This window comes from Peribacillus sp. NPDC058075, assembly GCF_042885195.1.
In the GTDB taxonomy this organism is placed as follows: Bacteria; Bacillota; Bacilli; order Bacillales; family DSM-1321; genus Peribacillus.
This window is the reverse complement of the sequence record NZ_JBHVSL010000003.1, coordinates 330,360-349,244: the sequence shown is the minus strand read 5'-3', so window position 1 is coordinate 349,244 and position 18,885 is coordinate 330,360. Positions and strand designations below refer to the sequence as shown.

The window sequence follows — 18,885 nt, the reverse complement described above, 5'->3', positions numbered from 1 at the left end:
AAAGGATTGAACGTATGGACTTACAAGCTGCAGAGAAGAAAGTTCTAGAACTGCAAACGCTGTTGAACCAATACAGCTATGAATATTATGTGATGGACCAGCCATCAGTACCTGATGCTGAATATGATCGCCTGCTCCGTGAACTTATTGAGTATGAGGAGGAATTTCCGGAACTGCAAACGGCGGACTCACCGACACAACGGGTCGGTGGCGCCATTTTGGATATGTTTGAAAAAGTGGAGCATACCACACCAATGCTTAGTTTAGGCAATGCCTTCAATGAAAGTGACTTACGGGATTTTGACAGAAAGGTCAGACAATCCGTAGGTGACGATTTTTCCTATGTATGTGAATTGAAAATTGATGGACTTGCCGTCACTCTTCAATATGAGAATGGATATTTCGTAAGAGGGGCAACCCGTGGAGATGGAACGATCGGTGAAGATATTACCGCTAATTTAAAAACGATCAAGTCGATTCCATTGAAGCTGAGGGAGCCGCTTGCCATAGAAGTGCGCGGTGAGGCCTTCATGCCAAAAAAATCATTCGAATCATTAAACAAGGCTAAGGAAGAACGCGGTGAGGAACCATTTGCAAACCCAAGAAATGCAGCGGCCGGCTCGTTAAGGCAGCTTGACCCAAAACTTGCTGCGAAACGGAACTTGGATATTTTCCTTTATGCGATTGCCGATTTGGGCGAAACAGGGGTCCGTTCCCACAGTGAGGGCCTGGATTTATTGGATCGACTCGGGTTTAAGACAAATCGTGAAAGAAAAAGATGCTCGAATATAGAGGAAGTGCTGGCCTATATAGTAGAATGGACGGAACACCGTCCAAACTTAGCCTATGATATTGATGGAATTGTCGTAAAGGTGGATTCCCTTGAACAGCAGGACGAATTAGGATTTACTGCTAAAAGTCCGCGATGGGCGATTGCTTATAAATTCCCAGCTGAAGAAGTCATTACAACCCTAAGGGATATCGAGCTGAATGTTGGCCGTACGGGTGTATTGACCCCGACCGCCGTTTTGGATCCCGTTCGGGTAGCAGGTACCACTGTACAGCGAGCTTCACTTCACAACGAAGACTTAATCCGTGAAAAGGACATCAGAATCGGAGATCAAGTGGTCGTGAAAAAAGCGGGTGATATCATTCCAGAGGTAGTCAATGTACTGGCAGAGCGCCGTACAGGGGAAGAAGTCGAGTTCCAGATGCCGACTGAGTGCCCGGAATGCAGCAGTGAACTTGTCCGGCTGGACGGGGAGGTTGCTTTACGCTGCATCAACCCGAAGTGTCCTGCACAAATACGGGAAGGCTTGATTCACTTTGTTTCCCGTACAGCAATGAATATAGACAGTCTTGGTGAAAAAGTGATTAGCTTGTTATTTAAAGAAGAACTCATACAAGATGTGGCTGATATTTATAAGCTTACATACGATCAACTGATTGCTTTGGAAAGGATGGGGGATAAATCCGTCAATAAACTTCTTCAAGCAATCGAATCTTCGAAGAACAACTCGTTGGAAAAATTACTATTTGGGCTGGGCATTCGCCATGTTGGTTCAAAAGCTGCCAAGACGCTAGCGAGGGAATTCGGGACGATGGCAGCCTTAAGCAAGGCGAGCCGTGAAGAACTAACGGCCATTAATGAAATTGGCGATAAGATGGCTGATTCCATCGTTGCTTATTTTGAATTGGAAGAAGTCGATGCATTATTGAATGAGCTGGATGCAGCCGGTGTGAATCTTACTTTCAAAGGGCAAAGAGCTGTTGCCATTGAAGATATCGACTCCATTTTTGCCGGTAAAACAGTTGTTTTAACCGGGAAACTGCATCAGTTAACACGTAACGAAGCAAAAGAGAAATTAGAGGCGCTAGGAGCTAACGTTGCTGGAAGTGTCAGCAAGAAAACCGATTTGGTCGTAGCTGGCGAAGATGCCGGTTCCAAACTGGAAAAAGCTGAAAGCCTTGGCGTCATGGTATGGGATGAAGAGAGACTAATTGAGGAACTAAATAAATAAGAGGTGTAGCTATGAGGAAACACTCTATTTTGGGGATGATTCTTATACTGCTTCTTGCTGGATGTGCGCCTAGTTTTGAGGAAAAGCAAGAGGTAGTTCAAGACTCCAAAGACAAAAAAGAAACGGCAATTATTCCGAAGTATAAAATTTCGGAAGAATATTATCAAACAATCCTACCGTTTGAACCATCAAAAGCACGCGGTTTGGTCGTATCGAATCTAAATACCCGTTATGACATTGAAGAATTCGAAAATGGTTTGATGCGGTTGGCGCAAACCCAATTCGACCCGGAAGATTATCTGTTTCAAGAGGGTCAAATGCTAGATAGTTCCACCATATCTTCCTGGCTGAACAGAAAATATACCGATAGTCAGTTGAAAGAAAAGAAGAAGAAAGCCTCAGAGAACCTTGGCTTGAATCCGGTTGATCCAGGTAAAGGTGATATTGATAAGCGGAATGAAGAAAACCCAATCTATCTTGCCCATATTTTAGAACATAATTACTTGGTCAAAACAAAAGATAATTCAGTGAACCTTGGCGGAGTTGTAATAGGTCTTGCGCTGAATTCAGTGCATTATTATCAAAAGGAGGCATTCGGTGCCACCTATGAAAATAAAATCGATAGTAAAAAGCTAAAGCAAGAAGGGGAGAAAATTGCTGCAGAAGTTTTAAAAAGGCTGCGTAAAATGGACAAGCTGAAAAATGTTCCGATTACGATTGCCTTATTCGAGCAAAATGAAAAATCTTCAGTAGTCCCTGGGAATTTCATTTCCTATACGAATATCGATAAAAACTCTGACAATATTGGAAAATGGACGAACTTGAATGAAGAATATTTCCTATTTCCTTCTGCAAGCGCTGAAAAAAAATACCGTGATGACGTCAATACTTTCACGAACTTTAAAGAAGATGTCGAAGAATACTTTCCTAACTTCAACGGAGTAATCGGCAGGGCGTTTTATATGGATGATCAATTGCAAAGTCTGAACATCGATATCCCCATTCAATTTTATGGGAACTCGGAAGCGATCGGCTTTACCCAATATGTTGCTGGACTTGTAATGGAACGTTTCCCGAAATATATTGCCGTACAGGTATCCATCACCTCTGTAAATGGACCTGAAGCACTCATAGTCCGTGAAGCGAATCAGGACGAACCAACCGTTCATATATATGAATGAAAAAAGATGAAGCTTAGCGGCTTCATCTTTTTTTGACTTGGGAAGTATCCAAAATAACCTTTAACCAGGAAGTAAACCCTTCCATTTCAGGGAGCAAATGCTTTAAAAGGGGGAACATTTGTCGAATTTTAAAGGACTTATTGTCATTTCCCCGGAAATTCCGGCAACTTTCCCATATTTCCCGGAAAATATCTCTTTTTCCTTATGAAATAATTGAATTTCGACATGGCATCTCTTGTTGCTTTACTGTGTAATAGTTTGATATGATTTAAACGATGATTATATGGAGAAAAGCGACGAAATTCAGTCGATTTGGATATTTTTTCGGAGGTGAAGAGAATGTCACGTATTTCTATGGAACAAGTTAAACACGTTGCCCATTTGGCTCGTTTGGCCATTACGGAAGAAGAAGCACAACAGTTTCAGCATCAGCTTGACCAAATGATTTCATTCGCGGAGCAGTTGAATGAGCTTGATACGGATCAAGTAAACCCGACTTCTCACGTATTGGATATGAAGAATGTTATGCGCGAAGATGTCGCAAAACCGGGATTGCCAGTAGAAGAAGTAGTTAAAAATGCACCGGATAGCAAAGATGGATATATCCGTGTACCATCTATAATTGAATAAGGAGGGACAATGATGTCGTTGTTCGAACAAAAGGTTTCTGAGCTTCATGAACGCTTACATAAGAAAGAAATCAGTGTCACTGATCTTGTTAACGAATCGTATAAGCGAATCGGACAGGTAGAGGACAAGGTGAAGGCATTTTTGACACTTGATGAAGAAAACGCCCGCAATCAAGCTAAACGATTGGATGATCAATTGGTAAAAGGCGAGAACGAAGGCGCTTTATTTGGTATGCCGATCGGAGTGAAGGATAATATTGTCACTAAAAATTTGCGTACGACTTGTGCGAGCAAAATTTTGGAGAACTTTGATCCAATCTATGATGCAACCGTTGTTCAAAAGCTACAGAATGCAGAAACGGTTACGATCGGGAAATTGAACATGGATGAGTTTGCGATGGGTTCCTCCAATGAGAACTCCGCGTTTCAGGCAACACGCAACCCTTGGAACACGGAATATGTGCCAGGCGGTTCTTCGGGTGGTTCAGCTGCATCTGTCGCTTCCGGTGAAGTCCTATTCTCTTTAGGTTCCGATACGGGTGGATCGATCCGCCAACCAGCGGCATATTGTGGAGTTGTCGGCTTAAAACCTACATATGGACGGGTTTCACGGTTCGGACTTGTAGCATTTGCGTCTTCACTGGACCAAATCGGTCCGGTTACAAGAACTGTGGAAGACAACGCTTATTTGCTTGAAGCGATTTCAGGTGTAGATCCAATGGATTCGACCTCTGCTAATGTTGACGTGCCGAATTTTGTGAATTCATTAACAGGCGATGTTAGAGGATTGAAAATAGCTGTGCCTAAAGAATATCTTGGCGAAGGCGTTGGGGAAGAAGCGCGTAATTCCGTACTGGAAGCGTTAAAAGTATTAGAGGGGCTTGGAGCTGAATGGGAAGAGGTATCCTTGCCGCATTCCAAATACGCTTTAGCTGCCTATTATCTTCTATCTTCATCGGAAGCTTCGGCTAACCTTTCACGTTTTGACGGTGTGCGTTACGGACATCGTACAGACAATGCAGAAACACTTATAGAAATGTATAAGCAAACCCGTGCAGAAGGATTCGGTGACGAAGTGAAACGCCGTATCATGCTTGGAACGTTCTCCTTAAGTTCAGGTTATTATGATGCTTATTATAAAAAGGCTCAAAAAGTACGTACGTTAATCAAAAAAGATTTTGAAGATGTCTTTGAAAAATACGATGTCATCGTTGGGCCGACTACACCTACACCTGCATTTAAAATTGGTGAGAAAGTCGACGATCCATTAACGATGTATGCGAATGATATCTTGACGATTCCAGTCAATCTTGCTGGCGTACCGGGTATATCCGTGCCATGTGGATTCGCGGCGAATGGGCTTCCGCTTGGACTGCAAATGATTGGGAAGCATTTTGATGAAAGCACGATTTACCGCGCGGCTCACGCATTTGAGCAAGCAACAGATTTTCATAAACAATTTCCTAAGCTGTAAGGGGTGAAAAAAATGGACTTTGAAACGGTGATTGGTCTAGAAGTACACGTAGAATTAAAAACGGATTCTAAAATTTTCTCAGCGAGCCCAAATCATTTTGGTGCCGCTCCAAATAGTAACACGACTGTAATCGACCTAGGCTACCCAGGTGTATTGCCTGTCGTCAATAAAAAGGCTGTTGATTTTGCAATGAAGGCTGCAATTGCCCTGAATTGCGAAGTGGCGGAAATTACGAAATTCGACCGAAAAAACTATTTTTACCCGGACAATCCTAAAGCATACCAAATTTCACAGTTCGATCAGCCGATCGGTGAACATGGTTGGATTGAGATTGAAGTGGGCGGCAAGAAGAAGAAAATTGGCATTACCCGTATTCATATGGAAGAAGATGCTGGAAAGCTGACACATAAAGGGAACTACTCACTTTGTGATTATAACCGCCAAGGTACGCCTCTAGTTGAAATCGTATCCGAACCGGATATCACTTCCCCGGAAGAAGCTTATGCATATTTGGAAAAATTGAAATCCATCATTCAATACACCGGCGTTTCCGATTGTAAAATGGAAGAAGGCTCACTTCGCTGTGATGCCAACATTTCCTTGAAACCTGTCGGCCAAAAAGAATTCGGTACGAAAACCGAATTGAAAAACTTGAACTCATTCAACTTCGTCCGCAAAGGGTTGGAGCATGAAGAAATCCGCCAAGCGGAAATCTTGAATGAAGGCGGCATAATCGAACAGGAAACACGCCGGTTCGATGAAGCTACAGGCAGAACGGTACTAATGCGAATTAAGGAAGGCTCCGATGATTATCGTTACTTCCCTGAACCGGACTTATTGACAATCCATATCGATGAAGAATGGAAAGCGCGTATCGCAGCCGAGATTCCGGAACTTCCGGATGCCCGGAAAAAACGCTATGTCGAAGAATTTGGCTTACCGGAATATGATGCAGCCGTTTTAACGGTAACGAAAGAAAGTGCTGATTTCTTTGAAGCGACAGTCGCTTCAGGCGCGGATGCTAAGCTGGCATCTAACTGGATCATGGGCGAGGTTTCCGCTTTCTTGAATGCAGAAGGTAAAGAGCTGCATGATGTCAAATTGACTGCTGAATCGTTGGCTGGAATGATCAAGCTTATTGAAGATGGCACGATTTCTTCTAAAATCGCGAAAAAAGTTTTCAAAGAATTGATTGAAAACGGCGGGGATGCTGAAACGATCGTCAAGGAGAAGGGACTAGTCCAAATTTCCGATGAAGGCGCATTGCTTACAGCCGTTGAAGAAGCTTTGAATAATAACCCGCAATCAATTGAAGATTTTAAGGCCGGTAAACAAAAAGCAATCGGCTTCCTTGTCGGACAGATCATGAAAGCGACAAAAGGACAGGCCAATCCACAGCTTGTTAATAAAATTTTGGTGGAAGAAATCAATAAACGTTAATATTGACCGTATCACTTTTAAAGTGGTACGGTTTTCTCTTGATTAAGAAAAGAGTTACCGTGAAAAGGCGGAAAAATATTTTTGATTTTTTTTTGAGTTATCTGTAGGGGTAACTCCTTTTTGTGCGTCTATTACATGAATGATTAAAGGAAAGGAGGAAGAGAAGTGACGGATGAGTTAGTTGAAAAGGTAAGGGCTGGGAATGATCATGCATTCCGAATGTTGATTGAAACATATAAACAGACGATTTATAGGACTGTCTATTCCGTCTTGCGGAATCAAAAGGATGCAGAAGATGTTACCCAGGAAGTCTTTATCAAAATCTACACCTCTCTTCCTCAATATAAGAACCAAGGCTTCAAAACCTGGATTACCCGAATTGCGGTCAATCATGCTATCGATCTAAAGAGAAAGAGGGAACGCCAAAAGGAAGATTTGCAGGAAGAACATTCATCGGAAGCTAATTTGGGCTTAACGGATGATGCCGAGGCCGTATTCTTTCGGAATGAAAGGCGAAAGCAAGTATTACGGAAGCTGAATGACATTCCAGAGGGATATCGGGATGTTGTATATAGCTATTACATAAAGGAAAAGACATTCAGGCAAATTGCAGAGGAACAGCATATTCAAGTGAAATCTGTCGAGGTAAAGCTATATCGGGCAAGAAATTGGATGAGAAAACATTGGAAAGAGGAGGATTTTTCATGAATCATGTTCCTGGATCAGAATGGGTGGCATATTTGGCAGATGAAATACCAGAGGCTCTAAAAATTGAATATGAAAATCATCTATACTCCTGTGACAAGTGTTTGTCCGCCTATATGGAAGCGATGGAAAATGAAGAAACCAGTCTGGACATCGAAGGATTTGATATTGCAGGTCCTGTCATGGACTCGATTAGCCTATTGAAAGAAGGTTCTGGTGAAGAGGCTAAGCAGCACCGAAAAGAGAAATCACTTCGGACGATTACAAGACATTACCTGATTGCGGCCGGGTTTACGATTTTATTGATGGCAGGCGGAGTATTTCAATCATTGACGGAATACGTGGATTCTGTGGAATCAAGCAGCGGTAAGGAAACGCAGTCCTTGACCGATGGGCTTATTGATAAAACATTTAATTGGATGGACACAATCGAAAAGAAAAATAAGGAGGGGTTTAGAAATGAATAAAAGTCCGGTATTAGCTTTTTTATTATCGTTTCTGCCAGGTTTCGGACATTTTTACCTAGGAAGGAAATATAAAGGGTTATTTTATTTTCTTGCCACGGCTGGATTGGGGCTTGGAGGTCTATTTCTTTCGTTAATCAGTCAATCGGATGCGTTTCTGGCTTTTTCCGTTGTTGGAATGGTGTTTTATTTCATCAGTATATTTGATTTGGTGGTCACCTCACTGAGGAATCCTAAAAGTGAAGAGAATGTAGGGGCCGATCAGCCGGAGGCGGAAAGATTTTATGTAATCATCCTTTCATTCGTTCCAGGATTAGGACATTTTCAGCTGGGTCTCATGAATCGGGGACTCATTTTTCTCATCGGCTTTTTAGGCCTTGGCATCATGGTGGCATTCATCAGTGTGATGACACAAATGGAAGGTCTGTTAATATTCATGGCATTATTGCCTGTTATCTGGATTTACAGCTTTTTTGATTCTGTACAACAGCTGAATAAAAAGCAAAGAGGTGAGGATCTTATCGATCAGACCGTTTTGGAAGATTTCGAGGAGAGAAGGGATTCAGGGAAGAAGAGCAAATCGGTAGCGACTTTATTCGCCATTTTTCCTGGTGCAGGTCACTTATATTTAGGACTGCAAAAACGTGGGATTCAATTGATGGCAGGCTTTTTATTCGCCATTTACATACTGGATTTACTCCGGTTAGGTTTCTTCTTTTTCCTTATTCCGATTATCTGGTTTTATAGTTTTTTTGATGGATTGCAAAAAGCCTCGAAAATGGAAGAGGGTCCAGTAGAAGATACGCCAATCATATCGGGTATGGTCAATCACCAAAAATGGCTAGGGCTGGGGTTGGTGGGAATTGGAATCTATTTCTTGGCCAGTAATATAATTGTCCCGGCCATTGCCCCTCATTTAGATGAATGGATTGGAAGCAATTTGGAGTATTGGTTTAGAGATTATTTTCAAAAAGGACTTGTATGCATCCTTCTCATAGGCGGGGGAATCAAATTGCTATCGGGAAGTAAAAAAGGGAGAGTCGAGGAGGAGAAAAAATGAGAACATGGAGAGTCGGAACGATTTCGATGGGGATCTCCCTGGTTGGTTTGGGTTTGGTTTTACTCGTTTCTCAAATTGCGGATATGAATTTGACGACGATTCTGCTATCGTGGTGGCCGTTGCTGTTCATTATCTTGGGGGCAGAGATTCTCTTCTATATTTATTTTTCCAGAAAAGAAAGTTCTTTTGTAAAGTATGATATTCTTAGCATTCTTTTTGTGGGATTGCTTGGAACGACGGGAATAGTTTTAATTCTGCTTACTTCCAGCGGATTGATGGATCAAGTTAGGGCTGTCGTTAATAGTGAAGAGAAAACGGTCAATTTGCCTGGTTTTAATCAAAAGGCAGGGAAGGGCATACAGAGAGTTGTCCTGGACACTGGCTCATACCCATTGACGATTGAAAGTGGTAAGGACGAAGAAGTTTCCGTTTTTGGAACATATGGTGAGCGGGTAATGGAAGATGCTGATTCATTGTTGAACAAGGCGGAAGATTATTTACTTGTTAAAAGAAATGGTGATACTCTTTATATTAGCTTCAAGGATTTGCCGAGTCAAAATGGACTTTTAGACGGTGGTACAAGGAATCTTAAGGCAACCCTTATAATCCCTGCTGAGTTGGCAGTGGAGATAGACGGACAAAGTACCGATCTTGTCTTGAAGCCTAGAAAGCTCTTGAATGACTGGAGTGTGAAGGACAGCGGAAGTCTAAGTGTATTCCTTCAAGATAATAGTGATATCAAGATAGATGCCAGAGGGGTTGAGGAACTTGAAGGCCCTAAGAGTGGCTGGAAGATGACTGAAGTGAAAGAAGGAACAAGTGAAGATGGCATTGTAAAAAAGAACGGGATATTCAATACTGGTGAAGGGAAACATACTTTAACGGTTACCGATACATTTAACGTGAACGTTCAAAATCCATGATTGAAATCATTTACTAGAATAAAATTGAAAAAAGCATTATAATTTCCCTGATACGATTTCTAGTGAAATGTAAAAGATATGGACCGAAATACGGTCCTCTTTTTTTCGAATATTGCTTTTCATGTAATGAAGGATTAAGATGTAAATTATGGAATCAATATGTATAAGGATGATGGGAAATGAAAAGAGCAAGGTTGATTTACAACCCGACTTCGGGCCGGGAAGCCATTAAGAAGAGCCTGCCAGGTGTGCTAGCAAAACTTGAAGAAGCTGGTTATGAAGCTTCTGCACATGCGACGACCGGTGCCGGGGATGCGACGAAAGCGGCTAAGATAGCGATTGAACGCGGCTATGATGTAGTTATTGCAGCAGGGGGCGACGGTACGATTTATGAGGTTGTTAATGGACTGGCCACTGCAGAGAAACGTCCTAAACTAGGTATCATTCCGACGGGAACGACCAATGATTTTGCACGGGCGCTGCATTTACCGAAGTCGATCGAAGGAGCAGCCGAAATTATTGCAAGTGGGCATACGATGCCGGTCGATATTGGGAAAATGAACGATAAGTATTTCATCAATATTGCTGGCGGGGGCAGATTGACCGAATTGACCTACGACGTGCCGATCAAGCTGAAAACCATGCTTGGTCAGCTAGCGTACTATATTAAAGGAATTGAAATGCTCCCTTCAATTAAGCCGACGGAAGTTTCTATTGAATATGATGGAAAGCTTTTTGAAGGAGAGATCATGCTTTTCTTGGTGGCTAACACGAATTCGGTCGGGGGCTTCGAGAAATTGGCACCTGACGCCTCTTTGAATGATGGGATGTTCACGTTGCTTATTTTGAAAAAGGCAAACCTTGCTGATATTGTCCGTGTTGCAACATTGGCAATGCGCGGTGAGCATATCCATGATAAAAACGTCATTTATGAAAAAGCCAATCGAATTAAAGTACATGCCAAAAAGGACATGATGCTTAACTTGGATGGGGAATTTGGCGGGATGGCCCCAGCTGAATTCGTAAATCAGTACCGCCATTTTGATGTATTCATCCCGCAAGGAATACTGCCGGACGATCCGGCAAATAAATAGGTTGAAGTGGCCACTGAATCTGGTGGCCTTTTCAGTTTAATGAAGCAAGGAGAATTACAAACATGTATATCAGGAAAGCGACGCCGGAGGATGCGGAAAAGGCAGCCGTATTGACCCGGTTAGCGATTAAGGAAATTGCAGAGGTTTTGACAGGTGAAACGGAAGAAGAAAAGATACTTTCCGTTCTTGCCGATTTGTTCAGGAAAAGTGGGAATCGGGTCAGCTATGAAAATACGCTTGTCAGTGAACATGATGGACAAGTATCTGGATTGATCATTGCTTACCATGGCAAGGATGCAGAAAGCTTGGATGAACCGATAGTGAAACAATTAAGGATGAAGATGAAAGACCCAAGCGTTACGCTCGATAAGGAAGCGGAAATGAGAGACTTTTATTTGGATACAGTATCCGTCGACCCGGATTTTCAAGGAAAAGGTATTGGCAGTGCACTGATTCAATATGTTGAGGGATATGCTAAACATAAGGGATACCCAACGATTTCTTTAGTCGTTGAAAAGGAAAATGAAGCGGCGAATCGTCTCTATAGCAGATTGGGGTATGCGGAAATTAAAACCATTTCGATTAGCGGTCATGAATTTCGCTATATGGTAAAGGAAATAGAAGAACCTCCTGTTTAACAGGGGGTCCTTTTTACTTATTTGAGATTTGGCACTGTATGCGATTACATTTGCTGTCCATTCATGGCGGCCCAATCAGCGTAAGATCCGGTGCCATTACAGCCGGGACAGTCGTGTATATCGGAAAAATGATATTCCGTAGGTACGAAGGAACTGTATCCACGTCCGTAACAATCCGGACAGAGGCCTTTTTCCTCCATACTTGCACGATGTTTTTCTAACCTTGTAGCATTCCAGGCCGATATAGAGTTAAATAAACCCATTTCCTCACCTCATCTGTTTTTCCTTATTTTTCTTTTTTTAGTGAACTTTTATTCATGGAACTATGAAAAATCCGTAATTCCTTCCACTATATTTTTATGAAAACCAAGGTAAATTGGTGAGTGGTTTTGTGACAAGGCCTCTATTGTGGTAAAATACAGGCTAGCATAAAAAAGAAAAGAGAAGATGATATGAAAAAAACAGCACCAGTTGCTAAAAATGATATTATAGAAGTTTTATTTGAAGATTTAACACATGAAGGGGCTGGCGTCGCTAAAGTCGATGGCTACCCGATCTTTGTTCAGAGCGCCCTTCCAGGTGAAAAAGCAAAAATTAAAGTGATGAAGGCTAATAAGGGTTATGGCTTTGGCCGCTTGATGGAGATAATCGAAAACAGTCCATACCGTGTTGAGGTCACGACCGAAGATTACCCTAAATACGGTGGTTGTCAGCTGCAGCATATGAGCTATGAAGGTCAGTTGGAATTCAAGGAAAAGCAAGTCCGTGAAGTGATGACACGTATCGGGAAACTTGAGGATGTGAAGGTTCACCCAATCATCGGGATGGAGAATCCAACCCATTATCGCAATAAAGCGCAAGTGCCTGTTGGTGAAAAGGATGGCAAGCTAATAGCAGGGTTCTTCAAACCGCGGACACATGAAATCGTTGAAACGAAAGAAAGCATTATTCAAAATGAAGTGATCAATGAAGCGGTTCAAGTTGTTAAAGAGATTTTCAGTAAACTTGGTATCCCTGCTTATAATGAAGAGGCGCATAAAGGTGTTTTGCGGCACATCATGGCCCGTTATGGCAAGCAAACAGGCGAATTAATGATCGTTCTTGTTACAAGAACGAAGAGTATCCCTTTCATCGAAACCATCGTGAAGGAAATCGTTGAACGTCTTCCACAAGTGAAATCCATCGTTCAAAACGTGAATTCCAAGAAAACGAATGTTATCTTGGGCGATAAAATGACTGTACTATGGGGCGACGAAGTGATCCATGATATGATCGGTGAAGTGAAATTTGCGATTTCAGCAAAATCCTTCTACCAAATCAATCCAGATCAAACGAAAGTCCTTTATGATAAAGCACTTGACTATGCAGGGCTGACTGGTGAAGAAACGGTGATTGATGCCTATTGCGGCATTGGAACCATCTCTTTATTTTTAGCTAAAAAAGCGAAAAAAGTAATCGGTGTCGAAGTGGTCGAAGAAGCGATAGAAGACGCACGCCGCAACGCTGAATTGAATGATATCTCAAATGCAGAATTCATGGTTGGCGATGCAGGTAACGTTATTGCTGAATGGTATCAAAATGGTAACACTGCGGATATCATCGTCGTGGATCCTCCTCGCAAAGGTTGTGAAGAGTCCCTTCTGAATACGATCATCGAGATGAAGCCAAACAAAGTCGTCTACGTATCATGCAACCCGGGCACTCTGGCGCGTGATCTTCATATCTTGGAAGAAGGCGGCTATAAAGCAGTTGATATCCAGCCTGTTGATATGTTCCCGATGACGACACATGTTGAAAATGTAGTGTTATTAGAGTTGAAATGATGGAATGGGGCCCGGTCTAAATGACCGGGCCCTTTTTCACGCAGTTAAATCGAAGTAAAAGAAGGGGAATTTTTTTTTGAATGGATATTCTTGACGCCCTGACTTGGACATATAGTAAGAAATATATGAAATTGAGGCAGGTGATTTTATTAATTTTCAAAAAGCGGTTGCTGTAATTGTCGGTAGCTTTTTGGTGGGTATTGGAATCAATGGCTTTTTAGTTCCGCATCATTTAATAGATGGCGGCGTTATTGGGATTGCACTCATCCTTCATTATTTCTTTGGTTTTCAAACAGGGCTATCCATGTTGATCCTTAGTATTCCTATATTTTTATATGCCTGGTACTATGAAAGGCCTTTTTTCTATAGCAGCGTTCACGGATTGCTTCTGACATCCCTTTTTATGGATTGGCTTAATCCATTGAAAAAGATCTTTTCCATGTCGATACTAACAAGCTCTTTGATTGGCGGTGCCATCATAGGGATGGGCATAGGACTCATGCTTCGATATGAGACAAGCAGCGGGGGAACGGATATGTTAGCTAAAATCATTTCAAAATCTACCTCCATGGATATTGCTTTGGCGATTATCGTCATAGATACACTAATCATTTCAGCTGCAGCATTCACCTTAGGTATCGAAATATTCCTTTTTTCATGTGTGACGATCGTCATCATTGGACTGATCACATCGCTTATGAAAGTGAGGAAGTGAATATATAATCAGTTCCTTAAGATATGGGTTACTTCATCTATTGCCCTTTGAAGCTTTTCGCTATTTTTGCTAAACATCTCTTTAGCTTCCTTTGATTCAGTTCCAAGGGCAAATAACTCTAAGTCCGCTTGGCATTTTTTCAAGGTCGCGAGCAAAAGAGGTTTTTCTTGAGGAGAAGGAACTTTAAGTTTATCATCATAAAGGTCCACAGTTAATTCCCCGTTAGAATTAGCTTGACCAAGAAACACATTTTCTAAGAGTACACCCAACTTATCCAGTTCAGTATGAAGCCAATTTCGGTTCAGACCAATCGTGGAAAGCGGTTCATCAAGTATGCTGCCGTCCATAATGATGGTTTGCGGCTCCTTTACTGCAGCCACTGGCAGGTTAAGGTCCTTGGGTGTTATAGGTTGATTTTGCTTCTTTAGCATGACGGAAAAATCCCCGTCGGCTTCCAATAAGGCAAACTCAACTTCGGAAATGTCGAAAACATCCTTTTTCCGGAGCAATCCCAATAATTCATCGATGGTATATTTCTCTTTTTTTAGATTATCTTCCATTACTTTCCCATCTTTGATGAAAACTGATGCTTTTCCTTCCACAAGATCACGGAAAGTTTTACTTTTTAGGGATATTGATCCTGCAATGAAGGGTGCTATGGCAAAAACGAGAATGGACAGTACGCCATGTATAATATTGCCCTCCACTTTCGTAGCTAATTCTGCCCCAACATTACCAATGGTTATGCCCGTTACATATTCAAAAAAGGAGAGCTGGGACAATTGCTTTTTGCCTAACACTTTTGTGATCACAAAAAGAACAATTAAAAAAAATAATGAACGCAAAACAATTTCTATCCAATCCGGCATTACCAAACACCTCCTGCTTGATCATTGTATTTAAAAACCTTTATATTGTGGTTCTTCCCGTTCTAATTCTCCCACGCGCTTCTGTACATCCTTCATAACTTCATTCACCACCAGCATCGTTTCATGCAAGATGCGTTTAGATTCATCATCCTGAGTCCGGAGTGCTAAGCTGGATAAACCTGCTTCAATTCCTTTAAGGCTAGAGACACATTGTTTTACATTAGAAGCTATTGTCATGCAGCATCCTCCTAATTTTTAGTTCATGGGTCGGTACACTCCAGGCTGTTATCCATGCGAGCGACAACAACCGAACAATCCCATTCTTTTCCGCATCCGCTAATGCTTCCGAAACCACTTCAAACCCGTTACACAAGTAAATCATGGTTGTGGCTCACTCATTTTCAATCGATACGGCATGGGCAATGCATGGAATCGTCTCACTTTGTTGAAAGGATAGGGGAGATAACAAGGCACCGGTAGCCACGACGAGCAATCGTTTTATCTCTCCCCTTTTCATGCGATTTAATAAATGACCATAAACAACGGTTGCGGAACATCCAGGGCCACTTGCCCCGGATAAGACCGGTTGACCATCCCTGTATATCATTAAACCGCAATCTTTATATTGCTCTTCTTTAATCGGCGTACCGTGTTTTTCAAATAATGCCAAAGAAACTTCATGTCCAATCTTTCCTAAATCCCCAGTCACTATTAAATCATAATAGGATGGGTCGAGGTTTCTTTCTCTTAAATGGGCTTCAATCGTATCCACAGCGGCCGGGGCCATGGCACCACCCATATTGAAAGGGTCAGTCAATCCCATGTCGATGACACGGCCTATCGTAGCCGAGGTGACCCTTGGACCTTCCCCGGCGCTGCTTAATAAAGCCACGCCGGCTCCCGTAACGGTCCATTGGGCTGTCGGAGGTTTTTGCCCTCCGTATTCAGTTGGGTAGCGGAATTGCTTTTCCACTGCGGCGTTATGACTTGATGCTCCTGTCAATAAGTACTCTGCTCCTTTGGTATTGACAAGGTAAGCACCAAGTGCCAATCCCTCCATGGAGGTGGAGCAGGCGCCAAATAAGCCGAGATAAGGTGTTCCCAGTGTTCGGCAGGCAAAACTAGTAGGTGTTATTTGATTGATAAGGTCTCCTCCAAGGAAAAATTGTATCTGTTCCTTCTGAAGACCAGCCTTTTCGATTGCTTTTGTGCTCGCTTCTTCCAATAAAACTTTATGTGCCTTTTCATAGGAATCTTGATTTATCCATAAATCGGAATGGAGAAGGTCGAAATCATCCGCAAGCATACCGTTTGCTTCAAATGGACCGCCGACAGTTCCTGTGGAGACGATGACAGGCTTTTGATCAAACACCCATGTACGATGCCCCGTAAGCATTATAAACCACCCCAATGTATGAGAATTGTCAGTGCTAAGGTAAAACTAATAAAATAAATGCTTCAGCCAATTTGACTATTGGTGCCATTTCCTAAATCGAAAACAGAAATAGCGGCATTACCGAAAGCTGAAAGTGGACCAAAGCCGCTCATTCGTCCAACACCCCAAGTCAGGTAAGGAGAGGGCCGACCTGAAATTTTCGAGAAAATCTTGTCTTTGATATATAAAAGAACTGAATGGATATAAAAAAAAGGCTGGTTGCTTTAACCAACCTTTTTTTATGAATGATTATTGCTTATATTGAGGTTCCTCGTTTTGAATCTCTTCAATGCGAGGAGTGATGCTGTCAACAATTGTTTGTGTTTGTTGCGCAGCTTGCTGGTACATTTGTTTGGCTTGCTCATTATCTGTGGAAAGGGCGAAGGTTTCAAAGCTCGCCTGAGCACTTTTCAGCCCTGCAATAGTTGTTTTGACATCGTTTATTACTGTCATATATAAACCTCCTTAGTGTTTTAACTGCCTTATTAGGATAAGGAAAAAATGATTATCTATACCTTCCAAATTTCTCTAGGAATTTCATTAATCAAACGTTTGATTAATGAAGGACAACGACAAGAAGTGTGGTTAATAGCATTCTTTATGCAAAGTGTTTTTATTGTTTAATTATTGACTGAATTCAGAATTATTAATATAATGAGAAAACATAACGTGACTACGTGAGGTGATGTAACATTTATATTCGTGATGATTTATATAGTAGAGTTGTTTTTGAAATTTCATCTGAAGAAGTTGTAAAAGGACTGCTATTCCATAAAAGCAAACAAGAGTCGGAAATTGAATCGATCAAAGGTAAAATTCATAAATATGAGCAAAAACGAAGAGCTGAGGAAGCTTGGTATCAATCCCTATCACCATTTAAACGTTTTTTTACAGGGCGTGCTCCAAGTCATCACCAGGCCGTTGAGCATTTGGTGAATGTTAAAGATAGATATAAACAGATCGAGAAAATAAAACAGAAGGTCGATTTTTTAAATGAGATGATCGGTTTACTTGAAGCTGAACCGGAAAAACGGGAAATGAATTTACCATCTGACATCATTAACGATATAATGGCCTGGCAGAAAGCGGAGGGAACGCAAAGATGACTCTAGAAACGTTAAACGCTGGCTTGGATACAATTTGGGTGGTTCTGACTGCAGCCATGATTCTATTGATGGAAGGCGGGTTTGCTTTATTGGAGGCAGGTTTCGTCCGAACGAAGAATAATGTGAACATCATCATGAAGGTTTTTGCCGATATTACGATTGGAACGCTTTGCTATTTCGTCGTTGGTTTTGGCTTAATGTATGGAGCGGATGTATTTGGAATTATTGGAGCAAGCGGCTTTCTGCTGAAAGGAGATTTGTCGCATATAGACCTAACGATTTCCATCGACGCATTTTGGTTATTTCAAGGCGCATTCGTCATCGCCGTCATTTCCATCGTTTCGGGTGCCGTTGCAGAAAGGATCAATTTTCGGGCGTATCTTATTTTTGTCATAATGATGACCGCATTCATCTATCCGATTGCCGGTCACTGGGTATGGGGTGGTGGCTGGTTAAGCAGGTTGGGCATGCAGGACTTCGCAGGGTCTGCGGTCATTCATGCACTGGGCGGTTTTTCTGCACTTGCGGCTGCCATTGTAATTGGGCCGAGAGCAGGTAAATTCACTTTACGGGGGCCTAGCTCCATTTCACTGCCGAGCAATCTCCCACTTGCATCTGTTGGGGCATTTCTTTTATGGTTTGGCTGGTTTGGGTTTAATGCTGGAAGCACCTTGCAAGCTACTGATGGACGCATTGGCCATATTGCCATTGTCACGATGCTCTCAGCCGCATCAGGGGGAGCGGCGACCTTGCTTTATACACTTTTTAGATATGGACGCTCGGATGCACCTTCCGTCATCAATGGCTCACTTGCAGGTCTTGTCGGGATTACGGCTGGCTGTGCATTCGTTAGTGATCTGGCGGCATTGTTGATTGGAGCGGTATCGGGAATGTTGATGTTAGCTGCGACAAATTGGCTGGAAGCCCGAAAAATCGATGATCCGGTTGGTGCCTTTCCCGTACATGCGGCATCAGGGATGTGGGGTACGATAGCGGTAGGGCTTTTCTCCACTGAAAATGGATTGTTTGCAGGTGGGGGATGGCATTTGCTCGGAGTTCAAACATTAGGATTATCAGTGTTATGCATCTGGGGCTTTTCAGTGACATGGCTCGTTTTTAAAGTTATAAATGTTTGGCTGCCTATAAGATCCACTGAAGAAGAAGAAGAACTTGGGCTGGATATCAGTTATCATGGCATCATGGCCACACATACCTCGCCGGAGTTCATCAAGGTAGAGGACTACTATAAGCAGGATGAAGAATTGACAAGGTAATGTCCATAATACAATGGTAGAAACAATTAAGAGG

21 protein-coding genes are annotated in these 18,885 nt (G+C 42.2%); 15 read left to right on the top strand and 6 right to left on the bottom strand.

Features of this window, described 5'->3' with window-relative positions; all coding sequences use genetic code 11:
• Window positions 1-14: 14 nt before the first annotated feature.
• From ligA to ACFVS1_RS22420, 11 genes are all read left to right on the top strand, one after another.
• Entirely contained in the window at window positions 15-2,021 is a 2,007-nt protein-coding gene (ligA, locus tag ACFVS1_RS22470; RefSeq protein WP_387550607.1) for an NAD-dependent DNA ligase LigA, read from the top strand.
• An 11-nt stretch (window positions 2,022-2,032) separates the two neighbouring features.
• A complete protein-coding gene (locus ACFVS1_RS22465; protein WP_352926737.1) occupies window positions 2,033-3,202 on the top strand; it encodes a CamS family sex pheromone protein in 1,170 nt (389 codons plus the stop codon).
• Window positions 3,203-3,541: 339 nt separating this feature from the next.
• On the top strand, window positions 3,542-3,832 hold the full coding sequence (gene gatC, locus ACFVS1_RS22460; protein ID WP_137018236.1) for an Asp-tRNA(Asn)/Glu-tRNA(Gln) amidotransferase subunit GatC: 291 nt from the start codon (window positions 3,542-3,544) through the stop codon (window positions 3,830-3,832).
• A 12-nt stretch (window positions 3,833-3,844) separates the two neighbouring features.
• Complete coding sequence (gene gatA, locus ACFVS1_RS22455) at window positions 3,845-5,305, top strand: Asp-tRNA(Asn)/Glu-tRNA(Gln) amidotransferase subunit GatA (RefSeq protein WP_241590138.1); 1,461 nt, start codon at window positions 3,845-3,847, stop codon at window positions 5,303-5,305.
• Window positions 5,306-5,317: 12 nt separating this feature from the next.
• Entirely contained in the window at window positions 5,318-6,745 is a 1,428-nt protein-coding gene (gene gatB / locus ACFVS1_RS22450) for an Asp-tRNA(Asn)/Glu-tRNA(Gln) amidotransferase subunit GatB (RefSeq protein WP_251432209.1), read from the top strand.
• 165 nt (window positions 6,746-6,910) lie between these two features.
• Window positions 6,911-7,453 carry an RNA polymerase sigma factor gene (locus tag ACFVS1_RS22445; RefSeq protein ID WP_387550602.1) on the top strand — a complete coding sequence of 181 codons (543 nt, stop codon included), beginning with the start codon at window positions 6,911-6,913 and terminating at the stop codon, window positions 7,451-7,453.
• Complete coding sequence (locus tag ACFVS1_RS22440) at window positions 7,450-7,917, top strand: hypothetical protein (protein WP_387550599.1); 468 nt, start codon at window positions 7,450-7,452, stop codon at window positions 7,915-7,917. Before ACFVS1_RS22445 ends, ACFVS1_RS22440 begins: the two co-directional genes overlap by 4 nt.
• Entirely contained in the window at window positions 7,910-8,974 is a 1,065-nt protein-coding gene (locus ACFVS1_RS22435; protein ID WP_387550596.1) for a hypothetical protein, read from the top strand. Before ACFVS1_RS22440 ends, ACFVS1_RS22435 begins: the two co-directional genes overlap by 8 nt.
• Window positions 8,971-9,897 (top strand): LiaF transmembrane domain-containing protein, encoded by a 927-nt coding sequence (locus ACFVS1_RS22430; RefSeq protein WP_387550593.1) that lies wholly within the window; start codon window positions 8,971-8,973, stop codon window positions 9,895-9,897. Before ACFVS1_RS22435 ends, ACFVS1_RS22430 begins: the two co-directional genes overlap by 4 nt.
• A 179-nt stretch (window positions 9,898-10,076) precedes the next feature.
• Entirely contained in the window at window positions 10,077-10,991 is a 915-nt protein-coding gene (locus tag ACFVS1_RS22425; protein WP_241590133.1) for a diacylglycerol kinase, read from the top strand.
• 62 nt (window positions 10,992-11,053) lie between these two features.
• Window positions 11,054-11,629, top strand: coding sequence for a GNAT family N-acetyltransferase (locus ACFVS1_RS22420; RefSeq protein WP_387550589.1), 576 nt, complete (start codon window positions 11,054-11,056; stop codon window positions 11,627-11,629).
• Window positions 11,630-11,673: 44 nt separating this feature from the next.
• On the opposite strand, the gene ACFVS1_RS22415 is transcribed toward ACFVS1_RS22420, so the two are convergent.
• On the bottom strand, window positions 11,674-11,892 hold the full coding sequence (locus ACFVS1_RS22415; RefSeq protein WP_352926759.1) for a methionine aminopeptidase: 219 nt from the start codon (window positions 11,890-11,892) through the stop codon (window positions 11,674-11,676).
• A 189-nt stretch (window positions 11,893-12,081) separates the two neighbouring features.
• Between ACFVS1_RS22415 and rlmD the strand changes: the two genes are divergently transcribed.
• Window positions 12,082-13,452, top strand: coding sequence for a 23S rRNA (uracil(1939)-C(5))-methyltransferase RlmD (gene rlmD, locus ACFVS1_RS22410; protein ID WP_387550586.1), 1,371 nt, complete (start codon window positions 12,082-12,084; stop codon window positions 13,450-13,452).
• Window positions 13,453-13,645: 193 nt separating this feature from the next.
• Entirely contained in the window at window positions 13,646-14,167 is a 522-nt protein-coding gene (locus ACFVS1_RS22405) for a YitT family protein (protein ID WP_352926765.1), read from the top strand.
• An 8-nt stretch (window positions 14,168-14,175) separates the two neighbouring features.
• On the opposite strand, the gene ACFVS1_RS22400 is transcribed toward ACFVS1_RS22405, so the two are convergent.
• The 5 genes from ACFVS1_RS22400 to ACFVS1_RS22380 all read right to left on the bottom strand — a co-directional run bounded on the left by ACFVS1_RS22400 (window position 14,176) and on the right by ACFVS1_RS22380 (window position 16,924).
• Window positions 14,176-15,036, bottom strand: a complete 861-nt coding sequence (locus ACFVS1_RS22400) for a DUF421 domain-containing protein (RefSeq protein ID WP_387550583.1) — start codon at window positions 15,034-15,036, stop codon at window positions 14,176-14,178.
• A 30-nt stretch (window positions 15,037-15,066) separates the two neighbouring features.
• On the bottom strand, window positions 15,067-15,273 hold the full coding sequence (locus tag ACFVS1_RS22395; protein WP_187050408.1) for a DUF1657 domain-containing protein: 207 nt from the start codon (window positions 15,271-15,273) through the stop codon (window positions 15,067-15,069).
• A complete protein-coding gene (locus tag ACFVS1_RS22390) occupies window positions 15,257-15,418 on the bottom strand; it encodes a hypothetical protein (RefSeq protein ID WP_387550580.1) in 162 nt (53 codons plus the stop codon). The genes ACFVS1_RS22395 and ACFVS1_RS22390 overlap by 17 nt, the downstream gene beginning before the upstream one ends.
• Window positions 15,419-15,427: 9 nt before the next feature.
• Window positions 15,428-16,432, bottom strand: a complete 1,005-nt coding sequence (spoVAD, locus tag ACFVS1_RS22385; protein WP_352926770.1) for a stage V sporulation protein AD — start codon at window positions 16,430-16,432, stop codon at window positions 15,428-15,430.
• Between the two features lie 288 nt (window positions 16,433-16,720).
• On the bottom strand, window positions 16,721-16,924 hold the full coding sequence (locus ACFVS1_RS22380; RefSeq protein WP_352926773.1) for a DUF1657 domain-containing protein: 204 nt from the start codon (window positions 16,922-16,924) through the stop codon (window positions 16,721-16,723).
• Window positions 16,925-17,400: 476 nt separating this feature from the next.
• On the opposite strand from ACFVS1_RS22380, the gene ACFVS1_RS22375 reads away from it, so the two are divergent.
• Both ACFVS1_RS22375 and ACFVS1_RS22370 read left to right on the top strand, forming a co-directional pair.
• Window positions 17,401-17,577, top strand: coding sequence for a hypothetical protein (locus ACFVS1_RS22375; RefSeq protein ID WP_387550576.1), 177 nt, complete (start codon window positions 17,401-17,403; stop codon window positions 17,575-17,577).
• Entirely contained in the window at window positions 17,574-18,851 is a 1,278-nt protein-coding gene (locus ACFVS1_RS22370) for an ammonium transporter (protein WP_387550573.1), read from the top strand. Before ACFVS1_RS22375 ends, ACFVS1_RS22370 begins: the two co-directional genes overlap by 4 nt.
• Window positions 18,852-18,885: the final 34 nt, after the last annotated feature.